Annotated in this window: 21 protein-coding genes and 1 pseudogene; 7 read left to right on the top strand and 15 right to left on the bottom strand. The window is 41.4% G+C overall.

The genetic code is table 11. From position 1 onward, the window contains the following. Nucleotides 1-33 precede the first annotated feature (33 nt). The 6 genes from V7K31_RS25000 to V7K31_RS24975 all read right to left on the bottom strand — a co-directional run bounded on the left by V7K31_RS25000 (nt 34) and on the right by V7K31_RS24975 (nt 6,221). Nucleotides 34-696, bottom strand: a complete 663-nt coding sequence (locus tag V7K31_RS25000; protein ID WP_335097681.1) for a restriction endonuclease — start codon at nt 694-696, stop codon at nt 34-36. A gap of 3 nt (nt 697-699) precedes the next feature. Next, entirely contained in the window at nt 700-1,872 is a 1,173-nt protein-coding gene (locus tag V7K31_RS24995; protein WP_335097678.1) for a DNA cytosine methyltransferase, read from the bottom strand. Nucleotides 1,873-1,979: 107 nt separating this feature from the next. Further along, nucleotides 1,980-3,767 carry an aspartate--tRNA ligase gene (gene aspS, locus V7K31_RS24990; protein ID WP_335097676.1) on the bottom strand — a complete coding sequence of 596 codons (1,788 nt, stop codon included), beginning with the start codon at nt 3,765-3,767 and terminating at the stop codon, nt 1,980-1,982. A 170-nt stretch (nt 3,768-3,937) separates the two neighbouring features. Beyond that, a complete protein-coding gene (locus V7K31_RS24985) occupies nt 3,938-4,162 on the bottom strand; it encodes a type II toxin-antitoxin system HicA family toxin (protein WP_335097673.1) in 225 nt (74 codons plus the stop codon). 319 nt (nt 4,163-4,481) lie between these two features. Next, complete coding sequence (locus V7K31_RS24980) at nt 4,482-5,264, bottom strand: COP23 domain-containing protein (protein WP_335097670.1); 783 nt, start codon at nt 5,262-5,264, stop codon at nt 4,482-4,484. A gap of 231 nt (nt 5,265-5,495) precedes the next feature. Beyond that, nucleotides 5,496-6,221, bottom strand: a complete 726-nt coding sequence (locus V7K31_RS24975; RefSeq protein ID WP_335097667.1) for a Uma2 family endonuclease — start codon at nt 6,219-6,221, stop codon at nt 5,496-5,498. A 544-nt stretch (nt 6,222-6,765) separates the two neighbouring features. On the opposite strand from V7K31_RS24975, the pseudogene V7K31_RS24970 reads away from it, so the two are divergent. Beyond that, nucleotides 6,766-7,002 (top strand): annotated as a pseudogene (locus V7K31_RS24970) (DNA methyltransferase); the annotation flags it as partial. A 140-nt stretch (nt 7,003-7,142) separates the two neighbouring features. Here V7K31_RS24970 and V7K31_RS24965 read toward each other — a convergent pair. Then, nucleotides 7,143-7,355, bottom strand: a complete 213-nt coding sequence (locus V7K31_RS24965) for a hypothetical protein (RefSeq protein ID WP_335097665.1) — start codon at nt 7,353-7,355, stop codon at nt 7,143-7,145. Between the two features lie 954 nt (nt 7,356-8,309). Here V7K31_RS24965 and V7K31_RS24960 point away from each other — a divergent pair. Further along, a complete protein-coding gene (locus V7K31_RS24960) occupies nt 8,310-9,377 on the top strand; it encodes an SGNH/GDSL hydrolase family protein (protein WP_335097663.1) in 1,068 nt (355 codons plus the stop codon). 53 nt (nt 9,378-9,430) lie between these two features. On the opposite strand, the gene larE is transcribed toward V7K31_RS24960, so the two are convergent. After that, nucleotides 9,431-10,261, bottom strand: a complete 831-nt coding sequence (gene larE / locus V7K31_RS24955; protein ID WP_335097660.1) for an ATP-dependent sacrificial sulfur transferase LarE — start codon at nt 10,259-10,261, stop codon at nt 9,431-9,433. 118 nt (nt 10,262-10,379) lie between these two features. Beyond that, entirely contained in the window at nt 10,380-12,230 is a 1,851-nt protein-coding gene (hrmK, locus tag V7K31_RS24950) for a hybrid histidine kinase/response regulator HrmK (protein WP_335097657.1), read from the bottom strand. Nucleotides 12,231-12,455: 225 nt separating this feature from the next. On the opposite strand from hrmK, the gene V7K31_RS24945 reads away from it, so the two are divergent. After that, nucleotides 12,456-13,322 carry a branched-chain amino acid ABC transporter permease gene (locus V7K31_RS24945; protein ID WP_335097655.1) on the top strand — a complete coding sequence of 289 codons (867 nt, stop codon included), beginning with the start codon at nt 12,456-12,458 and terminating at the stop codon, nt 13,320-13,322. A 21-nt stretch (nt 13,323-13,343) separates the two neighbouring features. Here the strand turns inward: V7K31_RS24945 and V7K31_RS24940 are convergent, their stop codons facing one another. Next, nucleotides 13,344-13,481, bottom strand: a complete 138-nt coding sequence (locus tag V7K31_RS24940; RefSeq protein WP_334949164.1) for a photosystem I protein PsaX — start codon at nt 13,479-13,481, stop codon at nt 13,344-13,346. A gap of 176 nt (nt 13,482-13,657) precedes the next feature. Continuing rightward, complete coding sequence (gene lipA / locus V7K31_RS24935) at nt 13,658-14,581, bottom strand: lipoyl synthase (RefSeq protein ID WP_335097653.1); 924 nt, start codon at nt 14,579-14,581, stop codon at nt 13,658-13,660. A gap of 325 nt (nt 14,582-14,906) precedes the next feature. Between lipA and V7K31_RS24930 the strand changes: the two genes are divergently transcribed. Further along, on the top strand, nt 14,907-15,662 hold the full coding sequence (locus tag V7K31_RS24930) for a response regulator (protein ID WP_335097651.1): 756 nt from the start codon (nt 14,907-14,909) through the stop codon (nt 15,660-15,662). Nucleotides 15,663-15,756: 94 nt separating this feature from the next. Here V7K31_RS24930 and V7K31_RS24925 read toward each other — a convergent pair whose 3' ends face one another. Continuing rightward, nucleotides 15,757-16,959 (bottom strand): AGE family epimerase/isomerase, encoded by a 1,203-nt coding sequence (locus V7K31_RS24925; RefSeq protein ID WP_335097650.1) that lies wholly within the window; start codon nt 16,957-16,959, stop codon nt 15,757-15,759. A gap of 533 nt (nt 16,960-17,492) precedes the next feature. On the opposite strand from V7K31_RS24925, the gene V7K31_RS24920 reads away from it, so the two are divergent. Further along, complete coding sequence (locus V7K31_RS24920; protein WP_335097647.1) at nt 17,493-18,371, top strand: aspartoacylase; 879 nt, start codon at nt 17,493-17,495, stop codon at nt 18,369-18,371. On the opposite strand, the gene V7K31_RS24915 is transcribed toward V7K31_RS24920, so the two are convergent. The 3 genes from V7K31_RS24915 to V7K31_RS24905 all read right to left on the bottom strand — a co-directional run bounded on the left by V7K31_RS24915 (nt 18,368) and on the right by V7K31_RS24905 (nt 22,374). After that, the gene (locus tag V7K31_RS24915) at nt 18,368-19,267 is read right to left on the bottom strand and encodes an Rpn family recombination-promoting nuclease/putative transposase (protein ID WP_335097645.1); all 900 of its coding nucleotides are present in this window, start codon (nt 19,265-19,267) and stop codon (nt 18,368-18,370) included. The two genes, V7K31_RS24920 and V7K31_RS24915, sit on opposite strands and share 4 nt — an antisense overlap. An 83-nt stretch (nt 19,268-19,350) precedes the next feature. After that, nucleotides 19,351-19,971 carry a PEP-CTERM sorting domain-containing protein gene (locus tag V7K31_RS24910; protein WP_335097642.1) on the bottom strand — a complete coding sequence of 207 codons (621 nt, stop codon included), beginning with the start codon at nt 19,969-19,971 and terminating at the stop codon, nt 19,351-19,353. 189 nt (nt 19,972-20,160) lie between these two features. Then, complete coding sequence (locus V7K31_RS24905; protein ID WP_335097640.1) at nt 20,161-22,374, bottom strand: hypothetical protein; 2,214 nt, start codon at nt 22,372-22,374, stop codon at nt 20,161-20,163. Nucleotides 22,375-23,041: 667 nt separating this feature from the next. Between V7K31_RS24905 and V7K31_RS24900 the strand changes: the two genes are divergently transcribed. Together V7K31_RS24900 and V7K31_RS24895 are read left to right on the top strand one after the other, a co-directional pair. Beyond that, nucleotides 23,042-24,211, top strand: a complete 1,170-nt coding sequence (locus tag V7K31_RS24900; RefSeq protein ID WP_335097639.1) for a glycosyltransferase family 4 protein — start codon at nt 23,042-23,044, stop codon at nt 24,209-24,211. 63 nt (nt 24,212-24,274) lie between these two features. Beyond that, nucleotides 24,275-25,414 (top strand): glycosyltransferase family 4 protein, encoded by a 1,140-nt coding sequence (locus tag V7K31_RS24895; protein ID WP_335097636.1) that lies wholly within the window; start codon nt 24,275-24,277, stop codon nt 25,412-25,414. Nucleotides 25,415-25,508 lie beyond the last annotated feature (94 nt).

Below are 25,508 nucleotides of genomic sequence, written 5' to 3'. Positions count from 1 at the left end.
TGGCTAATGGCAGGGGAGGGCTACCGGCTCCCTTCATCCTACCAGTAGATTTTCTACACCTAGTGTTGTCGTCGTAGTTGCTACCTGAATAATCCTACTGTATTGCAACCGCCACTGTAGCGCATTAGAAATTGTTAGGTAGCCAATTTCTGGCGGTTGCTGCAAAATTCTTTCTGCAAGTATTTCACGCCCAATTTCGTCTAAAGGAAAGTTGCGCTCCTCTAAAAATGCTATTACATCTTCTTTGTTGCCATTACGGCGTAAGATTTCTATTAACCCGTAAGTTGTTTGATAATCTCCAGTTCTTTCTCTTGATACAAAGACAACATTCTGGAATTTTAAATTAGCTGTACGAGAGCTATGCTCATCACTCTTTTCATAAGCCAATATCAGCAGATTATATCCTAATCCATACACTTTTTGACTGGCATTCCGAAAGGGGCAAGAAGATTGGGGCTGACGAATTGATGTCACTTTTAAATCAACTTCTAATCCGGGAAAATCAATTCCTAAAGCAGCACTACCAAGGGTGTATTCATACTTTGTGGACAAATATTGATTAAAAGTCAACTCAACATAGGTTCCTACTGCTTTGCCATCTGTAACGCCATATAAATTAGGAATGGGTGTTGCGCTAAGTACAACACAAAAATCTCGTGCAGCAGTTTTGAGGGAAGATAAGGTTAGCACTTCCATTTTTTAAATAGCCAAAGTTAATTGTTGCCAACCAGATTTACTCAATTCAAAGTTTTTTTGACCGATTCTTTTGCACACCCACTCGACACAAGCTGGTACAATAGCATTTCCAAATAATGCGTATTGATCGTAAATTCTGGCGAGTTGACACCAATCATCAGGAAAACCCATAAGTCTGGCATATTCAATATTAGTTAAACGCCGAAATTTATCACCTACTTGGTAGCGTTCATAATGCCTTGATGTTGAGGCAGTCAATGTTGATGCAATGCCATTAGTTCCGAATATGGTATAACCAAGTCTCGCACCTCCATCTTGGTTGTACAAAATTTCAACTCCATTACAATAACGATTTACAGGCTTACTTTGCTTAATCCGCTCCAGCGTATCGGCAGTAAAATCAAACTGAGTATCCACCATTGACTCATCCTGAAGAATATCCTGAAGCTTCTTTCTCGGCTTGATATTAGGCAATGACGAAATATTTTGAGTGAACATCTGGTTTTTATAGGCAATTCCCCAGTTATCATTTTTACTTTTCATCGTCATGATTGGTAACATATATTTTACCAATGGAACTTCTATATTTGGTAATAAAATATTGTCTTCTCCAGTTAAAAAGACTGATAGCTTTTCTAAAGTATTAGGTGTTATATCTGTTGAATTTAATTTTGTGCCAAAAATAAAAATTCTATCCCGATTTTGAGGGATACCAAAGCTCAAGGGGCTTATTAGTCGCCATTCGATAAAATAATCTAATTCAGAAAGTGCATTTAAAATTAATCTAAAATGATAGCCGTTTTCCATTGTCAAAAGTCTTTTGACATTTTCCAAAAAAAAATATTTTGGCTGCTTTTGGTCTAATATTTCTATAATGCGCTCAAATAGTGTTCCCCTAACTATATCTCTTACACCAAGTTTTTTGCCAGCCGGACTAAACGGTTGGCAAGGGAAGCCAGCAGTTAATATATCGTGATTGGGAATGTCTAAGATGGAGATTTCGTTGATATCGCCTAAAGTAATTGAGTATTTGCCAAAATTACTTTCATAAATTTTACAGCAAAGTTCGTTAATATCATTCGCCCATACTGTTTGAATATTTGCATTTGCCATACCCAGGCGAAACCCACCGATACCAGCAAAAAGCTCTAAGGCTTTGAGTTTGTTTGTTGTCATCTACAAATTATGCCTGTGGGCAAATAGGTATATTATTCATTATCTTTGCTTTCTTAAGTCAAGTAAGGTGGGCAATGCCCACCTTACTTAGACAATTCGCTAGTTTACTAAGACTTTGGTTTATAAGTCGAAGCAACGTGCAATTCTTTCAACTGTTTAGCATCTACACTCGAAGGTGCATCTGTTAACAAACAACGTGCTTGTTGTGTCTTCGGAAAAGCAATTACATCCCGAATGGATTCTTCTCTAGCTAGCAACATCACTAAACGATCTAAACCGTAAGCGATACCACCATGCGGTGGTGTACCATATTCAAATGCTTCTAAAAGAAAGCCAAATTTACTTTGTGCTTCTTCAGGGGATAAACCGATCGCTTCAAACACTTGCTGTTGAATTTCTCGCTGATAAATCCGCAGACTTCCGCCGCCAACTTCCACGCCATTAAGTACCAAGTCGTAAGCTTGGGCGCGTGCAGTCTTTAAGTCGCTCAAATCATCAGGATGCGGTGCTGTAAACGGGTGGTGTAGTGCTTCTAGACGCTTTTCGTCAGCATTCCACTCGAACATCGGGAAGTCTGTAATCCAGAGTAAGTTGATTTTTTCTGGATCGATTAACTCAAATTCTTTAGCGATCGCTTGCCGTAATCTATCTAATGTTTTATTAACTGTAACAGCATCACCAGCCCCAAACAATAGCAAATGTCCAGCTTTTGCACCTGTGCGGCGTAAAATTTCTTGTTTTTGTTCAACGCTAAGGTTATCTTTAATCGCGCCAATGGTGTCAATTTCCCCATCATCCCTGACGCGGATATAAGCTAAACCTTTAGCACCGGCTTCACTGGCTTCTTTAAATAAGTCACCGCCTGGTTTAATGCGGACATTAGAAATTACATCGTTACCGTTGGGAATGGGCAAGATTTTGACGATACCACCATTAGTAACAGTGTCCCGAAAGACTTTGAAACCAGAGTTTTTCACAACATCTGAGACATCAATTAATTCCAAACCATAGCGTGTATCTGGTTTATCACTCCCGTAGCGTTCCATCCCTTCGGCGTAAGTGAGACGGGGGAAAGGGCGCTGTAACTCAATTCCTTTAACTGTTTTGAAGATATGGCAAACTAAGTTTTCATTCAGTTCGATAATTTCCTCTTGGGACATGAAGCTCATTTCCATGTCCAACTGAGTAAATTCTGGTTGTCTGTCGGCGCGTAAATCTTCATCACGAAAGCAACGGGCAATCTGATAATATCTGTCCAAGCCGGATACCATCAGCAATTGTTTAAATAGCTGGGGTGATTGCGGCAAAGCATACCACTCACCAGGATTGACGCGACTGGGTAGAACATAATCCCGCGCCCCTTCTGGGGTAGAACGGGTAAGGATTGGGGTTTCGACTTCGATAAAACCTTCCAAATCTTCCAGATAACGACGCATGGCTTTGACAATTTTATGACGCAGCTGCAAATTTTGCGCCATGCGATCGCGTCGCAAATCCAAATAACGATATTTTAGCCGCAAGTCTTCCCGCACTGTCTCGGTGTCAGCTACGGAAACTTGGAAAGGTAACTGTTTACGGACAGCATTGAGGAGTTGAATTTTATCGGCGTAGATTTCTACCTCGCCTGTTGGGATGCGGGTATTCAGCGATTCTTCGGGACGTTGCGTTACTCTACCAGTGATTTCGACAACATATTCATTTCGCAGGGCGTTCGCCTGTTCGTAAGAATGTGGGGTGCGTTGCGGATCGCTGACGATTTGGACAATTCCAGAGCGATCGCGTAAATCTAAAAATATCACACCACCATGATCGCGGCGACGGTCTATCCATCCGTAAAAGGTAACAGTTTCTCCAATATGTTCTTTTCGGAGTTCGCCGCAATAGTGAGTTCGCATAAGTGTTAGTTCTGTTTATCTGGGCTAGATTGGCAAGAAAATGTCAAAGCCTTCCCATTATCTAGCATCAATAGTAATTGTAGTAGTTCTAGTGCAATAAAAAATGGAATAATCTCACACTATATAGATAAAGGAACTCATAACACCGCAAGGGTAAATTTTACCTATTTTTACAATAGTCCCCGGAATTCATCACGGCTGATCTGACAGTCACGGAGTATCTGTGCTAACAAACCAGAACCAATTGTTTGATTAGAATGCACTGGAATAACAGTTCCACGACCATCACTGTGTATCAAAAAATGGTGACTATCTCGGATTCTTGCTACCTCAGAACCTGCTCTTTTTAACGCTGCAATTACTTCTGACTTTTCACGGGATCTGGAAAACCTCACTTCCATTCCTCTCTCCTGCAAGGAGAGAGGCTTTGAATTCTCCCCCTCTTCTCTCGTAGGGCTACCGTGTACACACAAGTTATCTGATTCCCAAAAGTCCTCTAAAACCTCAAAGAGTCCTATCTTTAATCCCTCTCCTTACAACATCAAAGCCTTGAAAACCTAACCCCCCTAACCCTTCTTCCCTTGTCGGGAATGGGGGTTCAAAGCCTCTCGACCTTTCGGGGAGAGGAATGGAAGCGGGGGTTGGGGGTGAGGTTTTGATCTGATGCACTTCAGGCATCTGGGAACCGCTATATATCAACTAATGAACCATCAATTAGCGGAAATTACCAGGATTTAGACGAGCACCGTTAGGCTGAGACTGACGACGAATTGCTACTCCACTCCGCAAATTGTTTCCAGTACCGCCATCTTGGCGATCGAGAAAAGGTTTCAGATTAATCCCATCTCTAGATGAACTAACCCGATTATTACCATTGCCCAGAAGTGTGCGTCCTAAATTATATAATTCGTTTCCTCCACTACTGCGATCGCCATAAGTGTTAACGGCTATAGTCTGTTGTCCACTGTCAGCACTAGTTAAGTTTTGGAAAACGCTATTGCGGATAACATAGGGGTCTTTCCCACGCGGTACTGTCAGCACAATTCTACAGGTTGGGTTAGCTTCAGTTGTGACGCAGACAATATTTTCGTTATTTTCTACAGCTGTCTGGAGTTCTTGTAAGCCATCTGGACGATAAAGTTCTAAACGACTGGCAATTGCTGCACAACGCCTTTGTGCATCCCAACCACCGCCCAAAGCCGCAGGCGCCGCCCAAGGAAAGAATTGTCCTGATTGACTTTGTGGCTGATACATAACGGTGTACTGATTATTGGAAGTCTGACAGCTAAAGCGAGTTGTACCGTCAGCCGAGGGTGAAGATGGTGTGCCTGTCGATGTGTCTATTGGGACTGGTGCTGATGTACCACCTGATGGTACTGTTGGTACTACTACACCATCGCCAGTAGAATCATATTGTGCCATTGCTGCCGAATTGCCCAGACACAAAGATAAACCAAGAATACCCAAAGACATAAATCGCAGCAGTTGTGATGACATAAATCATCCTCCAGTAGAAATAGGTAGGGAATTGATAGTTTAATTGACGAATAATTCTGTTTTTTGATTCATCAAAAATGCTATTTTTTTTGTTATCTTGCTTTTTTCTCTTCCACTAGCTTTTTCACCTGTGCTGGAATTTTGCATGACGCGCCACTTCTTTATAGGCAACCCAGCAATTCTTTGCTTAAACTTAGTCCCTGAAATACTTGAAAGTTTTGTCTATATATGCTAGGGCAAATTATTTGGATCAATACCTTGAGATTGTAAATAGGCAATTAGCCGTTCTTTTTGCTGACGTTCCTGTTCAATTTGTTCTACTGCCCAAAGTAACAAATTACCTGCCTCATCCCACCAGCGCAACCAGTAACCAGTACGGGCTTCTTTTGTTCCTTGCCAAGTTTCCAGAAATAAACCCATTGAATCAATCCAATGACGACCATTTTCATCAGGTTGCTTTAACTCGTAGCGGCTGTTTTCGAGTTGGTAAAATTCTAACAAACCGCCATTTGGGCCAAAAATCAAGTAAATTGGGACTTGAAGAATCTGCTCGTAAAAAAACCATTTTCCTGGTGGATAGGTTCGCTTAAAAGAGTATTCTCCACCCTCAGTGTCAGATATAAATTCCATCACAATTGCCGGAATATCACCCTCTAAATTGGGTGTATAGCTTTTGCGTTCTCCTAAAATCTGATTTACTGATGGCACATAAACCCAGTCAGGTGCTTTAGCCACAAATTGCCCGTTTATCGTCGCACAAAGTCCAAAATTCGAGGCTATTAACATCTGCGGTTGGATGAAACCACTTATCTCAAGGCTTTCGTGCAAAGCACCAGCCAATAGTGGCTGACCTGTATTTTGCACTGGTTCATCCTCTAGGTGAAAATCTGCGGGCAATGCTTCCCAAGATATTACCAGTTCTGTTGAAGATTTAGCTTCACCGAGTTGGGTTGCCATAAACACCCACTTTTATTGATTTGTCTTTATTTTATAGCTGACTAGTGGCTTTTTGTCAGGCGATGCCTGGGTTGGGCTACGCATAAAGCAAAAATACGTCCTAGTGGACATGATATTTCTGATAAATAACCGAAGAAGAATAGAGGTGTCAGTCGCCAGAATTCAGAATTGAATTCTGAAGGAAAAAGTGGATGAATCGTGCATCTTTTGCCCCCGACTTTAGTCGTCCAGGAGAAGAAAAGAATTAAAGAGCTTGAAACCCCTGACTTGACTGCCTACGGTGTATACACAAGTCTTTGGTGAGGCCATTTTCGGTTAAGTCTCATAGTCCCTGAAATACCTCACCCTGGTTTTACTACGTAGTAAAACCTGTCCCTCTCCGTAAGGAGAGGGATTAAAGATAGGACTCTTTGAGGTTTTAGAGGACTTTTGAGTAATCGGATAACTTGTGTATACACAGTAGGACTTGACTGCTGGGGTATTCTGACCCTTCGACAAGCTCAGGGTATCGCTCCTGAATTCTGACTTCTGACTCCTTTTATAAAAGGATAACCAGGGTGCAGTTTTGCCAAATTTGCTAGAAATTGCTAATACTGAATCGAATAGCGCTTATTTACGACGCTGCAAAACAGCAGAAATTAAGCCCCATCCAGTACGTTTTCCTCAATGGGTCGCCGTGTTGTTCATCAAATTCTTAACTGATGAAGGTGATATGGTGTTAGATCCATTTGCTGGTTCTAATACAACTGGGTTTGTTGCTGAAACTCTGCAACGCCGATGAATATCTTTTGAAATTAATGAGAATTATGTAATGGGAAGTCGTTATCGATTTAGCTAATAAACAAATTAAGTAAAGAGTCAGGGGTTATGAGTGAAGATTTATAACTCATAACTCATAACTCGTAACTCATAACTCCTCAATTAAATTTCTCCATTCACCTGCATTTGATGAACTTGATCCGCTAGCTCTTGACGAGCTTGATCATCTAGTTTATCAATCGCTAACATCCCCATAAGAATAACTTCTTTCAGGGTTAAACGTGTCGAATGTGCCTGTTTTTGCACAATCTCCTTAATAATAGGACTCACACCAATCGCTGTACTAGCTCTAGCCACGGAATAAAAGGAAAACACTAATGATTCAGCCTAAATATTAGCACTTTAAATGAGGTTATTCTCTAGAGTTAAAACTTAATTTAAATGTGTTTCAACTCATACTTCAATGAGTAAACATAAATTTAAAATTACCTATATAGAGAACAACAGTTCTAAGTGCTGGGCATTGTCATGCTTCTCGACAATTTATATAAAACCCTCAATCATCGCATCAAACGTAAGAGTTTACTTTTGGATGAAAATAAATTTAACTTTTGTCATCCCAGCATAACGCGTATAGTATCTAACAGGGCTATAGATGACTCCAGAGTTATCTATAGCTCTGTTTGATTACGGGTCTTATCTCTTTTTTGAGTAAGTTCTAAAATTCTCAGCATGGCAAACCTGATGCTTGCTCATTGAGGGCACAGCATCGTATGATATCAATATTCTCAACAGTTAAACTCTAGTCATGCCAAGTTCAAAACTGATGCATTTGCACCGCTCAATTTTAGATGAGAAATTAAAAAGCGTAGACGTGAAAGGGCTTGTGGTCAGACATGGCCTCTCGGTCTAGCAAACTCTGATGCGATCGCACAATTTACTGAAATCTGGAAACCTAAAATCAAATGGTTATTTCCTAATATTAGCAGTATCAAAAGCAAAACCTCTGTCCTGAGATACTCAAAAATCACTCAGTAATCGCCGAGTTTACAAAAACTTGCAATACTTGTGACAACTGAGTTATGGAAAGTGGTCGGATGATGACAACAATGCTTTCAGTAAAAGTATTCTCAAGAATAAGACTTGTATACCACTGAGAAAACCATACTTTAAAGAGATCGTAAATTATCAAATATAATATCGTGAACACGCTTTACAGAACTATACAGTGTAAATAAGAATAATAACTTAACCGAAGTAAAATTTTCCTGAATACAGGCAACTAATGCTGTCATAGGGAAAAGCAATGAGTAGAGGAGAGACAAAGCGATGAAGGACCCTTATCTGTTGGCAGCAGGTTTGTTAACAGGATTGGCAATACCCGCATCGGCTCTTCCACATCTGTCGATTGTCCTGCCAGAAAATTCTAGATCCCTGTGGGATTTAAAACAGGCTTCCCAGGCAAGAGTCAGTACAAAAGTTATCTCTAGCGTTGATCTCTCCTTACCAGAACTCAGAGGCCAAGCGTTGCAACCCCTAAAAAGTTCGCAGCCAACAGTAGGTGAGGAAAATATCAATAGCGTTGATCTCTCCTTAGCAGAACCCAGCAGTCAGGGATTACCAGCCCCAACAGAGTCACTACTCAACTCCAGCGGCCAAGCAGCTAGTCTCTCACTGACATCCGGTAATCAACTTTATTACCAAAGATTGGCGGCTCTGAAAACAGGTCAGATTTATACACGCGTGGATAGTGATAATTTTCAATCTTTGTGGGAGTCGATCAAGAAACGTCAACTAACTTATGACGACTGGAAAAGTTTACTAGCTTTAGAAGCCAGAGCGATCGCTCAAGGTCAAGGTGCAAATCATCTAAGTATCTTAGTTGGTGATTCTTTGAGCATGTGGTTTCCTAGAGAAAAACTACCTACTGGTAAATTGTGGTTGAATCAAGGCATATCTGGAGATACTTCCACTGGGGTTTTAAAAAGATTGGGGGCATTTTCGGCAACGCGGCCAGATGTGATTTACATCATGGCTGGGATTAACGACTTACGCAAAGGCGCTAGTGATGAAACAATTTTGCGTAATTATCGCCGAATTATCCACCGCTTACGGCAGACTCACCCACATGCTCAAATCATTGTCGAATCAATTTTGCCTACTCGCCTACCAAAAGTTTCTAATAGCCGGATTCGTCACATCAACATACAACTAACCGTGATTGCTAAACAAGAAGGCGCTAATTATCTAAATATTTATAGCTGGTTTACGGATATGGAAGGCAATATGCGCCCAGAGTTGACCACAGATGGGTTGCACCTGTCTCAAGAGGGATATGATGTCTGGCGATCGGCACTACAACAGATAGAATACAAGCTGACTCAGCGCCAGAATTGAGCGATCGCTCAATTCTGGCGCTTTAATTTAATATAAACTCTATCTCCAAAATCCTATACTTTAACGCCCAAGGCTTCCCGATTCAAAACCTGATTCAACTTACCACTGCGATACCCTTCCAAATCTAAGGTTACGTAGAGAAATCCGAAATCTTGAAATGCCGAAACTAATGTTTGTAAATTGTTAGTCAACACAAAGTGTTTAATTTGTTCTGGTGGTAATTCAATGCGTGCTGTATCACCTTCCGATCGCACGCGCAAATTCTGCCAACCTAGTTTACGCAGAAAAATTTCTCCTCTACCGACTCGTTGCAACTTAGCTACAGTAATCTCTTCACCGTAAGGAAACCGGGAGCTGAGGCAAGGTTGAGCAGGTTTATCCCACCAAGGTAAATCGAGTTGTTGGGAAAGTTGGCGAACTTCTAATTTCGTGACACCGACTTCTGCTAAAGGCGATCGCGCCCCTCTTTCTTTAGCCGCCTGAATTCCTGGGCGATAATCATGCAAATCATCGGCATTCACCCCATCCACTACATAGGGATAACCCAACTCTAAAGCTAAAGGTTTGAGAGTGTCGTGCAACTCACTTTTGCAAAAATAACAGCGATTAACCGGGTTAGAGGTGTAATTGAGATTTTCCATCTCGTGAGTCTGGACGATTTTATGAGGAATCCCAATCGTTGCAGCTTGAATTTTTGCGTCTTCCAATTCTTCTGGTAACAGCGAAGGAGAAACAGCCGTGACAGCCAAAGCGCGATCGCCCAACACATCAAAAGCAATTTTGGCAACCAAAGTGCTATCAACGCCCCCAGAGTAGGCAATCAACGCCTGCTCCATTTCTCTAAATAAGGCTATTAATTGCTCAAATTTTTCTGTCAACATCATTTGCCAATCCTGCCAAAACCCTATAGCACCCAACAATTTCTATTGTAGTCATTGGGCATTGGGCATTGGGCATTGGGCATTGGGCATGGGGGAAATAATAACTCCTAACTCCTAACTCCTAACTCCCTACTCCCCACTCCCCATCAACCGAGGTTGGTGCTTTACTATACTTCTTCACCAGACTGTCTAAAAGTTGTAAATCAATCGGTTTAGAAATATAGTCATTTACTCCAGCTGCTAAACAAATTTCGCGATCGCCTTTCATCGCCATTGCTGTTTGGATAATTATCGGAATCGCCCCATATTGCCCATGTTCTCGCAGTTGTTGCACCAAGTTCAGACCATTTCCATCTGCCAGGTAGACATCCATTAAAATCACGGCTGGGTCTAATTGTGTTAGAGCTTCCCACATCTCACTAGCATTCTTGGCCCAAGTCACCTGATATCCCAATTTACGTAGATAAATTTGCATCAAATGAGCGTTGGCTAAGTCATTTTCTACCAGCAAAATGTCTACACAGGAACTAGGGGTGAAAGGCAGAGGAGATGAGGAAAATTTTGCTTCCTCTACTCCCTGATCTCCATCCACTCCCGCCTCTTGCTTAAGGGGAAGTACGAGGGTAAAACGGGAGCCGTGATCTATTTCCGATTCCACTTTCACAGAACCACCGTGAATTTCGGCGAGTTTCCGAGTCACTGCTAAACCCAAACCAGTACCTTCAACACCATCAGCTACAGCCTTGGCAATTTGGAAATAGGGTTGAAACAGTAGAGCTTGGTCTTCTTGGGAAATGCCAGTGCCAGTATCCCAAACTGTAAAATGGACAAATTCACCAATGGAAGCAACCTGTAAGCCAACACTTCCTCTACTCGTAAACTTTAGGGCGTTGGAGAGTAAATTCCACAGCATTTGCTTGAGTCGTAAGGAGTCGGCTACTAGGGTTGTAATATCAGGGTCAATTTCTTTGCACAGTCTCAAACCCTTATTAGCGGCTTTCTCTTTCACCAATGCCAAAACATTGCTACACAACAGTTCCACATCTATTGTTTCCCAATGCACATCCAGCTGATTTGCTTCAATTTTAGAGAGATCCAAAATATCATTAATTAGCTCTAGCAAGTGCTTGCCGCTAGACTGCATCATATTTAAATACTCTTGCTGGCGTTCTCTAGTTGGTTCGTATCCTGGTGCTAAAAGCATGCTGATTGCCAGCATTATAGAACTAAGTGGTGTGCGAATTTCGTGACTAGTATTTGCCAGAAACTGATTTTTCAGTTGATTGGTGCGCTCCAATTCTTGATTAGAGCTACTTAATTGTTGATATTGTTGCTGCGAAGATAGGATATGTCTAAGTTGTAGCAAGACTGTCCTACAGTGTATGGCAGACCTTGCCATCAATTGTGATCTAAGTTGAGCCTGTGATTCTATGAGCGACTGGCGATCGCAGCTTCGGGACGTTGCGGCGATAATTAGCCAGCCCATGATGCTGCCAGAATCATCAGCTAATCGCCAAGCGCTGGGTGGTTGTTGATTCTCAAGCTGTTGCAAATCTTCGACTTCTATAACCTCTTGCAATCTCAACAGCAGCTTTTTTTCTGCTGTCAGCAGTTCTACAAATAAAGGTTGTGAGTTTGCGGATGGAGAAGGAGAAACATAGCAAACTGTGGCAATAGTTTCTTGTGGTTGAAACAGAGCGATACCTATGGCACAATCTGCAAGCGCCAGATTACTGCTGTGAACAGCACTGTTAATCTCGTCAACCACAGTTTGGAAAACTTCCGCTTGTGCGGCTTCTGCCTGTGAGGCAGTCTTATAAGCAGAAAGCAGGCAATCATTAAGGCGACTTTGCAGCTGGTTCAAGCTGCTCTCCAACCACAGCTGTGTGCGAAGTTGCAGAATTGTTGTCAAAAGTTTTGGCGTTGCATCTATCTGTGAGTTCTGGTCTGGTAAGCTTGAGTACTGCTGCATGGTCAATTAGACCGTTGAACAAGTGTTAGCTTCACATAAAAATCCGAACAGGATTCTATGTATATTAGCGGACAATTCTTTATTTACTTATAAACCATGATTTTTATTTATAAACCATAGCTTATGTTGTTATCAACCATAACTTATGATGTCTGGTTTGGCCTAGACCATAAAAATTATTGGATGAATCACTGTAGTGAAATTTTTTAAAGCAACTTAAAACTAATGGATACACAATTCGCCCAACTAATCGTTAATGGGATTGCGGTGGGGAGCATAATTGCTCTAGCGGCAGTCGGACTAACTTTTACCTATGGAATTTTACGGTTATCTAACTTTGCTCATGGTGACTTTCTAACTTTAGGAGCCTATCTGACTTGGCTGATCAACTCTATTGGAGTCAATATTTGGCTGTCGATGATCCTGGCGGCGGCGGGAACAGTAGCAGCAATGCTGTTATCGGAAAAGTTACTGTGGTCAAGGATGCGCTCTATGCGTGCTACTTCCACGACACTGATTATTATTTCTATCGGACTTGCCTTATTTCTCCGCAATGGGATTATTTTTATCTGGGGTGGCAAGAACCAAAATTACGATTTACCTGTTACCCCGGCTTTAGATATTTTGGGTTTAAAGGTGCCGCAAAATCAATTATTGGTATTGGGATTGGCGGTGCTAGTAATTTTGGCGCTGCATTATCTGCTGCAAAATACGAAAATTGGTAAGGCGATGCGAGCAGTTGCTGACGATCTGGACTTAGCTAGGGTTTCAGGTATCAATGTTGATCGAGTAATTTTTTGGACTTGGCTAATTGCTGGCACTCTTACGTCATTGGGCGGCAGTATGTATGGATTGATTACAGCCGTGCGCCCGAATATGGGATGGTTTTTAATTTTACCATTATTTGCCTCAGTAATACTTGGTGGGATTGGTAATCCTTACGGTGCGATCGCGGCAGCTTTTATTATTGGCATCGTCCAAGAAATCAGCACCCCTTGGCTGGGTTCCCAGTATAAACAAGGTGTAGCACTGTTGATCATGATTTTGGTGCTGCTCATTCGTCCCAAAGGTTTATTCAAAGGAACGATTTGAGCAGCACCACTCCACTTCTAATTATTCAATAATGTGGAAATACCAGGCTGCTACCAGCAAGTTGATAGCCAACAAGAATATAGCCCAGCCTGTGCGATAGGCGTAGGGAGGTTTAGCTCCACTGTCGGCAACTGGGGAATTCTTAGCTTTAGCAGTCATAATCCGATTCTCCTAATGTCAAGACTTTTTAAGAAATACCAAACTGTCGTACCAAATGCTCAAATTCTTTAAGAATATTTGTGTGAACTTGGGCATTGGGCATTGGGCAATTCAATTTTGGATTTTGGATTTTAAATTTTGGATTAAATTTCAATCTAAAATCCAAAATCTAAAATCTAAAATTCTTGCTCCCCCACTCCCTCCTCTCCAGCATGATAAGAACTGCGAACCAGAGGCCCAGAACGAACATGGTTGAATCCCATTTCCCATGCTAATCTGCCGAGTTGATCAAATTCCTCTGGAGTCCAATATTTTTGGACTGGCAGATGTTCTAGAGAAGGACGCATATACTGCCCGATAGTTAAGCGATCGCACCCCACAGCCCTGAGATCAGCCATTGCTTCCACAACTTCATCAAGTGTTTCTCCGTGTCCCAGCATCAAACCTGATTTGGTGGGAATTGTCGAATCGATTTCTTTGACTATAGCTAGCACCAAGAGCGAGCGATCGTACTTGGCTCCCCGGCGCACTGGCCCAGTTAAGCGTTGCACTGTCTCGATATTGTGATTGAAACAAGCTGGTTTGGCTTTCACAATCATCGCTAGGCGCTGGCGTTGACCAGCCTCTCCAACACCAGCACCACCCCAAAAGTCTGGGGTCAGCACTTCAATTTGAGTCTCTGGGTTCAACTGGCGAATAGTTGCGATCGTCTTCACAAAGTGCGCTGCACCCTGATCGGGTAAGTCATCACGGGCTACAGAAGTCAGCACCACATAACGCAATCCCAAAAGCTGCACCGCCTCGGCGACCTTTTGGGGTTCCTGTAAATCAAGGGGCATTGGTGCATGACCTTTATCTACTTGACAGAAAGCACAAGAGCGTGTGCAAGTAGGCCCCATTAGTAAGAAAGTTGCAGTTTTTTGGGCGTAGCACTCTCCCCGGTTGGGACAGCGGCCTTCTTCGCAAATTGTGTGAATTTGGCGCTGCTTAATAATGCGTTGTACGGTAGAGATTTCACTGGCTTTGGCAATCGGACGACGTAACCAGCTAGGCATTGCCGTAATTTCAGACTTTAATTCGGCTTGTTGTGACAAAATCATAAAGATCCAAGCAAGATGCGGATATAGAGTAGTGGTCTGTCAATTAACAAATGATAGATAAGAATAGACGCAAGGAGCAGGAACCCTCTTAATCAAGTCACTATGTCCCTTATGCCCTAGATCAAAGCTAAAGCCTTAAATATCACCATGACACAAATTGAAAAGAGCGCCAGCAAAAGTTTTGCAAAACACCTCTAGCAGTGTCATTTATACCGAAATATACTATCCCCCAATTGCTAAAAATTTTGTATATAGTAGGAGAATTCTCAAGGACAATCGGCAAAGTCGCTATTTACACTTAAAGTTTCTATTAGAGAAAAGAGTCGTGGCAAGTAACAAAATTTTAGTTATCGATGACACTACAGTTGTCAGGGTAAAAGTACGAGAAATGTTGCCTCCGGGCAATTTTGAGGTACTGGAAGCAAAAGACGGTTTGGAAGGACTAAATTTCATCCTTCAGGAAAAACTCAGCCTGATTATGCTGGATTTCCTGTTGCCTAAAATGAGTGGCTGGGAGGTTTTCCAGAAAGTTCAAGCCGATCCAGAGTTAAGGAAAATTCCTTTGGTGGTCATGTCTGGTCGGAAGGAAGAAGTTACCGAGAAAATCACAGAACCATTTGAATATTTTGAATTTCTGGGCAAGCCTTTTGATCAGAAGCAACTAATTAGCGCAATTAAGTTAGCTATGACCAAGGCGAAACTGCCACGCCCAGAACTAGTTCCAGTAGGAGCAGGAGTTTCTGTCAAAAATAGCACAGTTGCAACTTCTAGTGTCGCCAATGCTACGGCAGCAACCCCGATTGCTACAAATCCGGCGATCGCAACCCCGATTGCTACAAACGCGGCGATCGCAACCCCAGTTGCTACAAATGCGGCGATCGCAACCCCGATTGCTACAAATGCGGCGATCGCAACCCCGATTGCTACAAATGCGGCGATCGCAACCCCTAGCGTCGAAGGAACCTCCAACGCAGAAATTAAGGCATTGAACGAGAAAATGATCACAATGCAAGCCGAAATTGATGGCTTGAAGAAACAATTAACTCAGGTTGTGACTTTTATTAAACAGAAAATCAAGTAGTATTTGTACTCATTTTTTCTGGTAAGATAATTATGACCAATAGAACTACGGAGTTCTGGAGGCTATTCCCGATGAATTGGGGAGCTATGTCCATCTATAGGTTGGGGTAGTTCACCGCCTCAAACTGCTGCCAACAAAGGTACAATGCACGCGGTACGTGAAAACATCCTTTCCATTTGCCGCCTTTAAGGTTCAACAATACTTCCCCACGCCGATTGAGATAGCCAAACCACTCACCGTACTCTAAATCAGCAAAATGTGACCAGGCGTAATCGTGCATTTTTTGATACCATTCCCAACACACCTCACGCCCGGTCAGGCGATAGCCCATCGCTAACGCAACCAAAGACTCTAGGTGAACCCACCACAACTTTTGATCCCATTCCAATTGTTGTGGGGGATGACCATCTGCATCCATAAAGTAATACAATCCGCCGTACTCGCTATCCCAAGCAAAATTCAGGATATTTAACACCACATCAACGGCTTGGTTAATAGTTTTAGGATCATTTTTGCGACGGGCGATGTCCATGATGAACCACATAGCTTCGATACCATGACCTGGGTTAATCAGCCGTCCCTCAAAACAATCAATGTGGGAACCATCAGGGGCAACGTTTTCGTACATTAGTCCCCGTTCTTGGTCGAGAAAATCAGTCATCACTTCGCCCTGAGTCTCAGCCAAGACATTCTCTAGTGTTTCCTTTGGCAGCAACCATTCCATTTCTAGAGTCAGGTTGGCTAAAATCATCGGTACAGCCAATGATTTCATCGGGCGTGTGCCGGGATAAGTTTTATTATATTTGCCCTTCGGATTGTCCTTGCGGCGTAATACGTTTTTGTAAGCTTGCATTGCCACATCTTTTGCCCATTCTTCGCCGCTAGCGAGTGCATATTGACTAAATGCCATCGCCGCAAAGCAATCAGAAAAGATATTGTAAGGTTGAACCAGTGGTTTCCCTTCACGGGTGAGGGCAAAGTACCAGTTACCATCACTATCTCTGCCATGTTGGGCGAGAAAATTAGCGCCATTGCTGGCAATTTTCAGCCAGTTTTCGCGTTTTTCTAGCTGGTTGTAAAGCATCGAAAAAGTCCACACTTGGCGGTTTTGCAGCCAGATGAATTTGTCTGTATCATAAATTTGGCCGTAGCGATCGAGGCTGGTAAAATAGCCGCCTTGCTGCCAATCGAGAGAATATTTTTCCCAAAATGGAAGTACGTCGTTGAGGAGGGCGTTTTTGTAAAGTTCAGCGTAGGCGTAGCCCGCCGGAGGCATCGCTTGAAAATTATACCCCATAAATTTCCTCCCCTTTTGTGCTAAAACCAACAGCTTAACAGTTATCATATTTTGGTTCAAACATGGAGCGACATCGAATAGCCCGTCGTAGACATCGCGTCAGTCTCTTACAACATTTACTCAGCAGAAGGTATTAATAAACTTTTTCCATTTTGTAGACAGACATTTCCAAATATAGACTTTGATGGGAAGATAATTATATAGTAAAAAGAAAGCTATGAAATTATCAGACCCTTGCCTTGTCCATTGGTGTGAGCTACAAAACTGCTTGTAGAATGTGAAAACGTGGGGAGGAATAATGCAGCTAGTCGAAAAGCACGTAATCAGGAAAAACTATAAAAACTATCAAGAGATAGATAATTTATGGGGATTGTAGTTTCCTCAGTGAAGGTTAAACTTCCAAACTAGTAAGCTGGACGTTTGTCTATATTATTAGCAACTATACTTCTATCTTGTATCTTGCATTATTCTCAATAACCGTAGGATGAGCATTATAGTGTCTACCCGACAATTTTTTTAGACATGAGGTTGTTATGAGTCAGATTGAACGAGTTGCGATCGTTGGAGGAAACCACGGAAATGAGTTAACAGGAGTACATCTAGTCAAAAAGTTTCAGCAATATTCTAATTTAATCAATAGATCAAGTTTTGAAACTCTAGCATTACTTGGCAATCTCAAAGCTATTGAAGAAAGCAAACGATACATTGACAAAGATTTAAATCGTTGCTTCACCAATCAAGGCTTACAAAATCCCAAACTCTCAAGTTATGAAGATACACGGGCGAAAGCAATCCAACAGATATTGCAACCGCAAAATCAGCCATTTGTGGATGCAATTATTGATTTGCACAGCACAACTGCCAACATGGGGTTAAGTCTAATTTTGTCTGATACGCATCCTTTTTTAATTCGGTTAGCTGCTTATTTGAGTTCAATAAATCCTTTAGTAAAAGTATGTATTAATCAGCAATCTAAAGAAAGTGGCTTTCTCCGTTCTTTGTGCGAATTGGGTTTTGTTATAGAAGTTGGGGCGGTGGCTCAGAATGTTTTAAACGCCGAATTATTTGAGAAAACCGAGCAGCTTGTTTATACGATTTTAGACTATTTTGAAGAGTGCAACCAAGGTAATATTTTACAGGAAAATAGTCAGCTTACATTATATAAATATATTGGAACTATAGATTATCCTAGAAGCGATCGCGGGGAGATTCAAGCTATGATTCATCCTCAGCTTCAATTTAGGGATTATGAACCTCTGAATCCCGGTGATCCAATGTTTCTGACTTTTGAAGGAAAAAATATTTTCTATGACGGAGCGTCTACTGTTTATCCTATTTTTATTAATGAAGCAGCTTACTACGAGAAAGGAATTGCGATGTATCTAACTCAAAAGCAGCAACAGGTAGTTTAATTTATTCGCCCTTCTAACCATGATTGCAAATCAGCCAAGGTAGTAAAATCAAGCAATGCATCGCTCAATTCTTCGAGAAGAGGGAAAGGTAAACCAGAAATGGATGAGCGCATTTCCTCAGACAGTTCTCCAAGCCGCTTAGTCAATAGTCGGGAAATAGCATTAGCCATCGCTTCTCGTCCTTCTTCTCGTCCTTCTTCTCGTCCTTCTTCTCGTCCTTCTTCTCGTCCTTCTTCTCGTCCTTCTGCCTTAATTTCTCGGTAAACTCGCGTTTGCTGTAGTGTTATTCCTAGCATAGACTCTACCTCTGCTTGGTTCAATTGTTCAAATCTGTACATCATGATCGTCGTTACCATATCTATTATGGCGCGACTCGCTACTAATGGTACTTCTTGCCGAGTTCTTGCTAACAAATACCTTGCTTCTTCTGGTGCTTGTTCTGACTCTACCGTAGTTAGTACCATCAGTGCTACCCATAAAGGTAATTGGCGAATATCCCCTAATTCATCTAAATACACCCGATGCACTTGATTACTATTGAGAAATCCCCGATGAGGGTAAATGTTATTTTGTTCGGTATTGCGAGATGGATAAATTACAACTGCTTGCCAGTCGTTAAATCTGGCGCGGTTGCGGTAGAAATATAACGAAGATTCAGCAAACACCCTTTCATAAAGCTGTTCATCCTTTTGAAACTGTACCTCACAGAAATATACAACTCCAGGAGTCTCGCTTTCTGGTGGTAAAAATACCCCGTCAATTTCAAATTTGGGTTCCTTGACAGCTACCGAATCAAATCGATAAGCATCTGCATTTGTCGGGGGATTCGTCAAGAGTTCAAATAAAAGACTGGGGGATTGTTGAAACAGTTTGTAAAAAATTGAGTCTCGACGCATGAAGCATTTTATTTATTTCTTAAATATGCGAATCTTTGCTATTTCGATGGTTCCCGACTTAACGGGAAAAGTCGGCAGCCTCATCAGGTTATATTTTTTTTGGAAACAGTTCTGTTGCTGCTGAGTGCTACACCCAACATAGCAACTACCAAGGTTCCCAAAATAGTTGTCGGTTCAGGAACCACAGATGCTTTAATCTGATTCGTACTCGAATCGAGAAATTGACTATTGTCTGCTGTAGTATTTCGGTAAAGATAAGAGATCGCCCCCGGAGAGATGAAGATACGGCCGGGAGCCTCAACATTGCTGAGAAAAACATCACCTATACCACTACCAGTGCCTACATCAAAAGCCCCAAATAAATTGCCTGTAGTCGTGTCAAAATTAAACTGGAAAAACTGATTGCTTGATACACCATTAACAACCTCGTTTTTAGTTCCAATCAACTCCTGTGATGGATTGAAAAAAGAAACATTGAGTGACTGCAAGGCTTTTGTACTTCCAGCACCACTTTCGGAAATTATGGCTGGGGTAGTGGTTTCATCGTAGCTGAACGAGCCAAAAGCCGAATAACCAGCATCACCCTTCCAGTTAAATGTTAAATCAGCAGCTTGAGCCAGATTAGTAGAAGCAATCATGGAAGTCGCACAGAGTGCCAAACTAGTAGCTACCTGCGCTGCGGCTAGGGCGAAAAAGCTTTTCATTGATTACATAGCCTCCAATTGACAAATTACTGCAATTCAGTGTAATCGCGTGACACGGCAGTAAACGCCGAATTTCACATCAAGAAATCAAAAACTGCCAAAATCGTAAATTTAATCAAAATCCCTTGACGAATAGATTTTATCCCAGAAGAGTTCACAAGTTATAAAAAAATTCGTAATTCTAAATGCTCACTTCGCCAGCCGATAGATAATCACCTTTCCTTTCCAATTTTCTTCCACAAATACCAAATATTCACCATTTGAACGTCGAAAAGCGCGGATACCATAAGGTATATCAATCCAGCCACTTTCGCTGCCAACTTCTGGGCCTGGTTTTAACTGTTGTACTTGCACTCCCGTCGTGGCATTGTAGACATTTACCTCTGCGGTTTTAACTGTGACGGCGAATACATAATCTTTTGCCACACTCATTGCAGCTGTAGATACTTCACGTTTGCCGGTGGTGTCGTAGGGAATCACAATTCGCCAACGAGGAGTCCGATTTCCTTGACTCCAATTGTCAAAACGGGCAATCTCAGATCCAGCAACTCCTGTATCGTCGCCGAAGGCAGGGTGATCTACTGTGAAGCCTGACAAATACATGGTATCTGTTTGGGGGAAATATTCGAGCCGCCGCAAGTCGTTAAAGATGCTGGGAATAGTTTGCTTTTCCATCGAACTATAGCTGTAGATGGGGTTGCCTTTAGGATCTATTCCCTGTAAAGGATAGTGTCGAATGCCATCTTGGGTTCGCAAAGCTTTCCAAACATCTCCTTTGCTGTCTACCCACCAGCCGCCGAGATAGGGATAATCTTTGCTGGTATCATATTCGTTCTTTTCAAATTTGCCATTACCGTTGCGATCGCGCCAGATCCATTCTCCTTGTTCTGGTTGATGCGGTGGCCAATTTTCCGCTATTGATTTTTTATCGCCATTAGTACCGACAAACATTCCGGCTGGGATGGCAACTTGGCCATCTGTGGCTGGATTAAAACGATATATTTGCAGAAAGCTGCTATACATATTTGTAAGGAACAAAAACGGCTTCCCTTGGATGCGGCGAACAAAGGTTCCATCTGGTGATGTATGCAGACGTGGATCTTGAGGATATTTGAAAGCATTTAAAGTGTAGCCTTTGTAAGTCCATTGCTTACCAGCAGGCTTACTGTAGTCCATCAGATAGTGTTCTTGTTTGGTGAATAAATCTACACCATCAGTTTTAGGATCAGCATCTGCATTATCGACGAATATCAATCCCAGCGATCGCCACATTAGTTTTCCCGATGGCGAAAATTTCCGCAAATCTGTTCCTGATTTGTTGAAACCATTACTATTTATATAGATATTACCTGAAGCATCTGTACCAACTCCGGTAAGTCCATAAAGTTTCAAATCTCGAACTTCACCAGGAACTCCTGCATAGATACCGCCCTTACAGCCAAAACTACCCACCTGCACTGGCTTATCTTTGATGTCATAAATCAACATTTGCTGACGTGGGCCATTTTCTGCCACTAACAGCTTACCTTGATGATCGACTGCGATCGCTGTTGGTTCGACGATATCTGCAATCTGTTCGGGCAATTGCTTTCCACTCTGGGAATAATGTAGAATCTTGGCAGGATTACCACCATTTTTGCTTTGAATAATCCACAGATTTTTTTGGGGATCAATAGTTATTGCTCCCGGATTTGTAACGGTAAAGCTGCGGAGTTCCTTCATCGTATCAGTATCATAGACACGAATCCGATTAGCAGCAAAATCACTCACATACAACTCGCTTTCCACAGTTGCTAATCCAGTGATTTCACTTTTAGTGCTGGTAATCAACATACTTTTATCCCAGCCACGCCCATTCGGAAACGGCATAGGTTTTCCCGACAAATCATAACGTCTAACGCTATGCCAAGTTGTTCCTTCAGGGGGATAATCTTCATCGGTTTTGCCCTTTGATCCCTGAGTCATGGCAAGGTAAATATATTTACTATTTGCTGTTACAGCTATGCCACCTCCACGACTCCAGCCGTGAGTATCGCCAATAGCACCAATAACTTTACCATCTTTATATATGGCTGCCTCCATTCCCGCTTCATCCCAATGGCTGTTGGTATAAACTGTGCCATCAGGAGCAACATACATTGCCTCAATATTATTTTGTACCCGCAGATTTCCCCTACCAAAAGTGTTACCTATCCACGATGTTTTATAGGTAAGTGTAGCTGTTCCAGTTGTCGCCCAATCTGTTGTAATTCCAAGAGTGGTAACAATGACTCCCACAGTCAAGCTGAGTAAAAAGTTGAAAGTTTTACTTCTGTGTAAATATCTAGTACTAGATAATTTATTGATCTGCTGATTGAGCTTGTGACGGAGTTTTACTAACTGCGTCAGTAATTTATTTCTCATATAACTTTTAAGCTTTTAATTATTTAAATACAATGATTTTTTATAAAATCCGCACAAAATATAACTATTTTTTCCTGGGTAAAATATAAGTTATGTAGAGCTACGAAATCTGATAATATATGAATAACAAACGAACAAGATTAAAAAAATGCTATTTACCTAAACTTTATGAAAATTACATGATTATTTAATATCTTAAAAAATATTCTTTAATGTATCAAGGGTTACTTATTTTCAAACAATAATAGTCAAAATTAATACAAGTTCCTTTGAAAATTATTGATTTATAGTAGTTTATCCTTCTCACTGTCTAGCATTCACCTTCCTTGATTGGTAAGTATCATATTTGTCATAGTCGGTATTATCTGGTTAATAAAAACACAGATTTTAATTCCTTGTTGACGTGGACATATAAATAGTTTATAAATTGGTGTTCTACAAAAAACTCTTAGGGGGCATCTCACTTTTGTAGAAAGCCTAAACCTCTCCTTAGTAAGGAGAGGGAGCAGGAATCTTGTTTCTCCTATGGTATATTTGCAAAACTGAGATGCTCCCAAACTCTTATTCGTAGTGTCTATTCGTAAATTTTAGTAATTTAGACAACACGCTGTAGGGGGAATTCATAAATTGACCCTACTGTTTTAATACATTTATAGGAGACACATCGGTGGAAAATAAACAAAAAAGTTTTGATTCAGCATCTGCATCTATTCTCACCCTTGGATTAGGCTGGTTTCCCAAAAGTCCTGGAGGATTGGAAAGGTATATTTATGAATTAACTCATAAATTAGCAGCAAATAAAGACCAAGTTGAATTATGTGGAGTCGGTTTACCAGAAGCTGAAATAAATTCGCCGGTTAAGCTGACTAACTTGGCTTCTGTTGATAGCGCTATTTGGCAAAGATTATGGTCGATTCGCACTAACTTTCAGAAAACAAGAACAAGCAAACCAGATGCTATTAATTTGCACTTTGCATTATATAGCTTTCCTATTTTAGATATTTTACCAAAGGGAGTACCAGTTACTTTTAACTTTCATGGACCTTGGGCTTCTGAGAGTCAGCAAGAGGTAGTTAATAAAAATCTCAGTCTTTTGATCAAGCACTGGCTAATAGAACAAAAGACTTATAATCGCTGCGATCGCTTCATTGTTTTGAGCAAAGCATTTGGTAAAATTTTACATGATAAATATCAAGTACCGTGGAGTAAAATTAATGTTATTCCTGGTGGAGTTGATATTAACTGGTTTCAGTCAAATTTATCATCCCAAGAGGCTTGTAGACAGCTAGGCTGGCCTAATAATCGCCGGATTATATTTACATCACGCCGCTTAGTACATCGAACCGGAGTTGACAAATTATTGCAGGCACTGGCTATAATTAAGCCCAGAATACCAGATGTTTGGCTAGCGATCGCAGGTCGTGGTCACATCCAAGCTGCACTACAACAACAGGCTACAGAATTAGGACTAGACGACAACGTTAAATTTTTAGGTTTTCTACCTGATGAGCAATTACCTATAGCTTACCAAGCTGCTGAATTGACTATTATGCCTAGTCAATCTTTTGAAGGATTTGGATTAGTAATAATCGAGTCTCTAGCTTGTGGTACTCCTGTTTTATGTACCCCAGTTGGGGGAATGCCAGAAATTTTAGCAGAATTTTCACCCGATTTAATTACTACTTCAACCGAAGCTTCAGCTATTGCTGAAAAATTAGAGCAAGTGCTTTTGGGAAATATTCCCATACCTTCAAGATCAGCCTGTCGCCAATATGCAACTACACATTACGACTGGAATCAAATCGCCCAACAAGTACGGAATATTTTATTAGCTTAAACAAGTGAATATAATAAATGTTAGGGTCGCTACGTGGGTAAAATTAGATAAAATAGAGGTTGAATGAGAATTCTTTTCCTAGACCAAAGCGGTAAACCAGGTGGTGCCGAATTATGTTTAATAGATATTGCTAAACCATATGGCGATCGCGCTTTGGTAGGTTTATTTGCAGATGGACCATTTAAACATTTACTACAGCAAAATAATATCCCAGTAGAAGTTCTCGCAACTCAAGCAATCCAAGTTCGCAAAGAAAGCAGTTTGATACAAGGATTAAAGAGTCTGGGACAACTTGCACCTTTGATTACTAAGGTAGTTAAAAAAGCGCGGGAATACGATTTAATCTATGCCAACACCCAAAAAGCATTAGTTGTAGGAGCATTAGCAAGCTTTTTCAGTCGTCGCCCTCTGGTTTATCATTTACATGATATTCTTTCTACAGAACATTTCAGCCAAACTAATCTTCGCATTGCTGTTAATTTAGCTAATCGTTTTGCATCATTAGTAATTGCTAATTCTCAAGCTAGTCAAACAGCCTTTGTGCAATCAGGAGGACGCTCAGATATTATCGAAGTTGTCTATAACGGCTTTGATCCAAAAACTTATCAAACTGATGAGTCTGACATTAATAAATTACAGCATCATTTAGGATTAGAGAGAAAATTTGTCATCGGACACTTTAGCCGTCTTGCACCTTGGAAAGGACAGCATATTTTAATTGATGCCCTTGCTAAATGTCCGCAAGAAGTGACAGCAATTTTAGTGGGTGATGCACTGTTTGGCGAACAAGATTACGTCCAAAAGTTACACCAACAAGTTGCCCAACTGGGATTAGAAAACCGCGTCAAATTTTTAGGATTTCGTTCAGATATTCCCCAGTTAATGGCAGCTTGTAACTTGGTGGCACATACCTCTACTTCCCCAGAACCCTTTGGTAGAGTGATTGTTGAGGCGATGCTATGTGGAAAACCTGTAGTTGCAGCAAAAGCTGGGGGTGTAATGGAATTGGTAGAACATGGACTTAATGGTTTTCTAGTGACACCAGGAGAACCCCAGGAACTTGCACAAGTAATTATCACCTGTTTACAGGAGACGGAAATAACTGCAACTATAGCCAATAATGCCAGGACTACGGCTAGTGAACGTTTTGATGTTGCAATTATTAATCAGCAAATTGCTCAACTACTGTCACAGAAATTCTAGTTACCTGCTGAATCTACAATCACCGATTTTGTTTGCATAACCCCAGGCTTAAATCCTTGTCGTTACCCACATTTTTGTAACAGTCAAAGTGTCG

The sequence above is a fragment of the Nostoc sp. genome, from assembly GCF_036917675.1.
GTDB lineage: Bacteria > Cyanobacteriota > Cyanobacteriia > Cyanobacteriales > Nostocaceae > Nostoc.
Note: the sequence above shows the minus strand (reverse complement) of the source record. Positions and strands in the feature narration are given on the sequence as shown.

Bases quoted from the DNA above. Each gene is read 5' to 3' on its own strand.
- lipA (WP_335097653.1), bottom strand. From the start codon at position 14,581: ATGATTTTGTCACAACAAGCCGAATTAAAGTCTGAAATTACGGCAATG.
- V7K31_RS24905 (WP_335097640.1), bottom strand. From the start codon at position 22,374: ATGAGAAATAAATTACTGACGCAGTTAGTAAAACTCCGTCACAAGCTC.
- V7K31_RS24925 (WP_335097650.1), bottom strand. From the start codon at position 16,959: ATGGGGTATAATTTTCAAGCGATGCCTCCGGCGGGCTACGCCTACGCT.
- V7K31_RS25000 (WP_335097681.1), bottom strand. From the start codon at position 696: ATGGAAGTGCTAACCTTATCTTCCCTCAAAACTGCTGCACGAGATTTT.
- V7K31_RS24995 (WP_335097678.1), bottom strand. From the start codon at position 1,872: ATGACAACAAACAAACTCAAAGCCTTAGAGCTTTTTGCTGGTATCGGT.
- V7K31_RS24980 (WP_335097670.1), bottom strand. From the start codon at position 5,264: ATGTCATCACAACTGCTGCGATTTATGTCTTTGGGTATTCTTGGTTTA.
- V7K31_RS24895 (WP_335097636.1), top strand. From the start codon at position 24,275: ATGAGAATTCTTTTCCTAGACCAAAGCGGTAAACCAGGTGGTGCCGAA.
- V7K31_RS24975 (WP_335097667.1), bottom strand. From the start codon at position 6,221: ATGGCAACCCAACTCGGTGAAGCTAAATCTTCAACAGAACTGGTAATA.
- V7K31_RS24920 (WP_335097647.1), top strand. From the start codon at position 17,493: ATGAGTCAGATTGAACGAGTTGCGATCGTTGGAGGAAACCACGGAAAT.
- hrmK (WP_335097657.1), bottom strand. From the start codon at position 12,230: ATGCAGCAGTACTCAAGCTTACCAGACCAGAACTCACAGATAGATGCA.
- V7K31_RS24915 (WP_335097645.1), bottom strand. From the start codon at position 19,267: ATGCGTCGAGACTCAATTTTTTACAAACTGTTTCAACAATCCCCCAGT.
- V7K31_RS24960 (WP_335097663.1), top strand. From the start codon at position 8,310: ATGAAGGACCCTTATCTGTTGGCAGCAGGTTTGTTAACAGGATTGGCA.
- larE (WP_335097660.1), bottom strand. From the start codon at position 10,261: ATGATGTTGACAGAAAAATTTGAGCAATTAATAGCCTTATTTAGAGAA.
- V7K31_RS24940 (WP_334949164.1), bottom strand. From the start codon at position 13,481: ATGACTGCTAAAGCTAAGAATTCCCCAGTTGCCGACAGTGGAGCTAAA.
- V7K31_RS24945 (WP_335097655.1), top strand. From the start codon at position 12,456: ATGGATACACAATTCGCCCAACTAATCGTTAATGGGATTGCGGTGGGG.
- V7K31_RS24910 (WP_335097642.1), bottom strand. From the start codon at position 19,971: ATGAAAAGCTTTTTCGCCCTAGCCGCAGCGCAGGTAGCTACTAGTTTG.
- aspS (WP_335097676.1), bottom strand. From the start codon at position 3,767: ATGCGAACTCACTATTGCGGCGAACTCCGAAAAGAACATATTGGAGAA.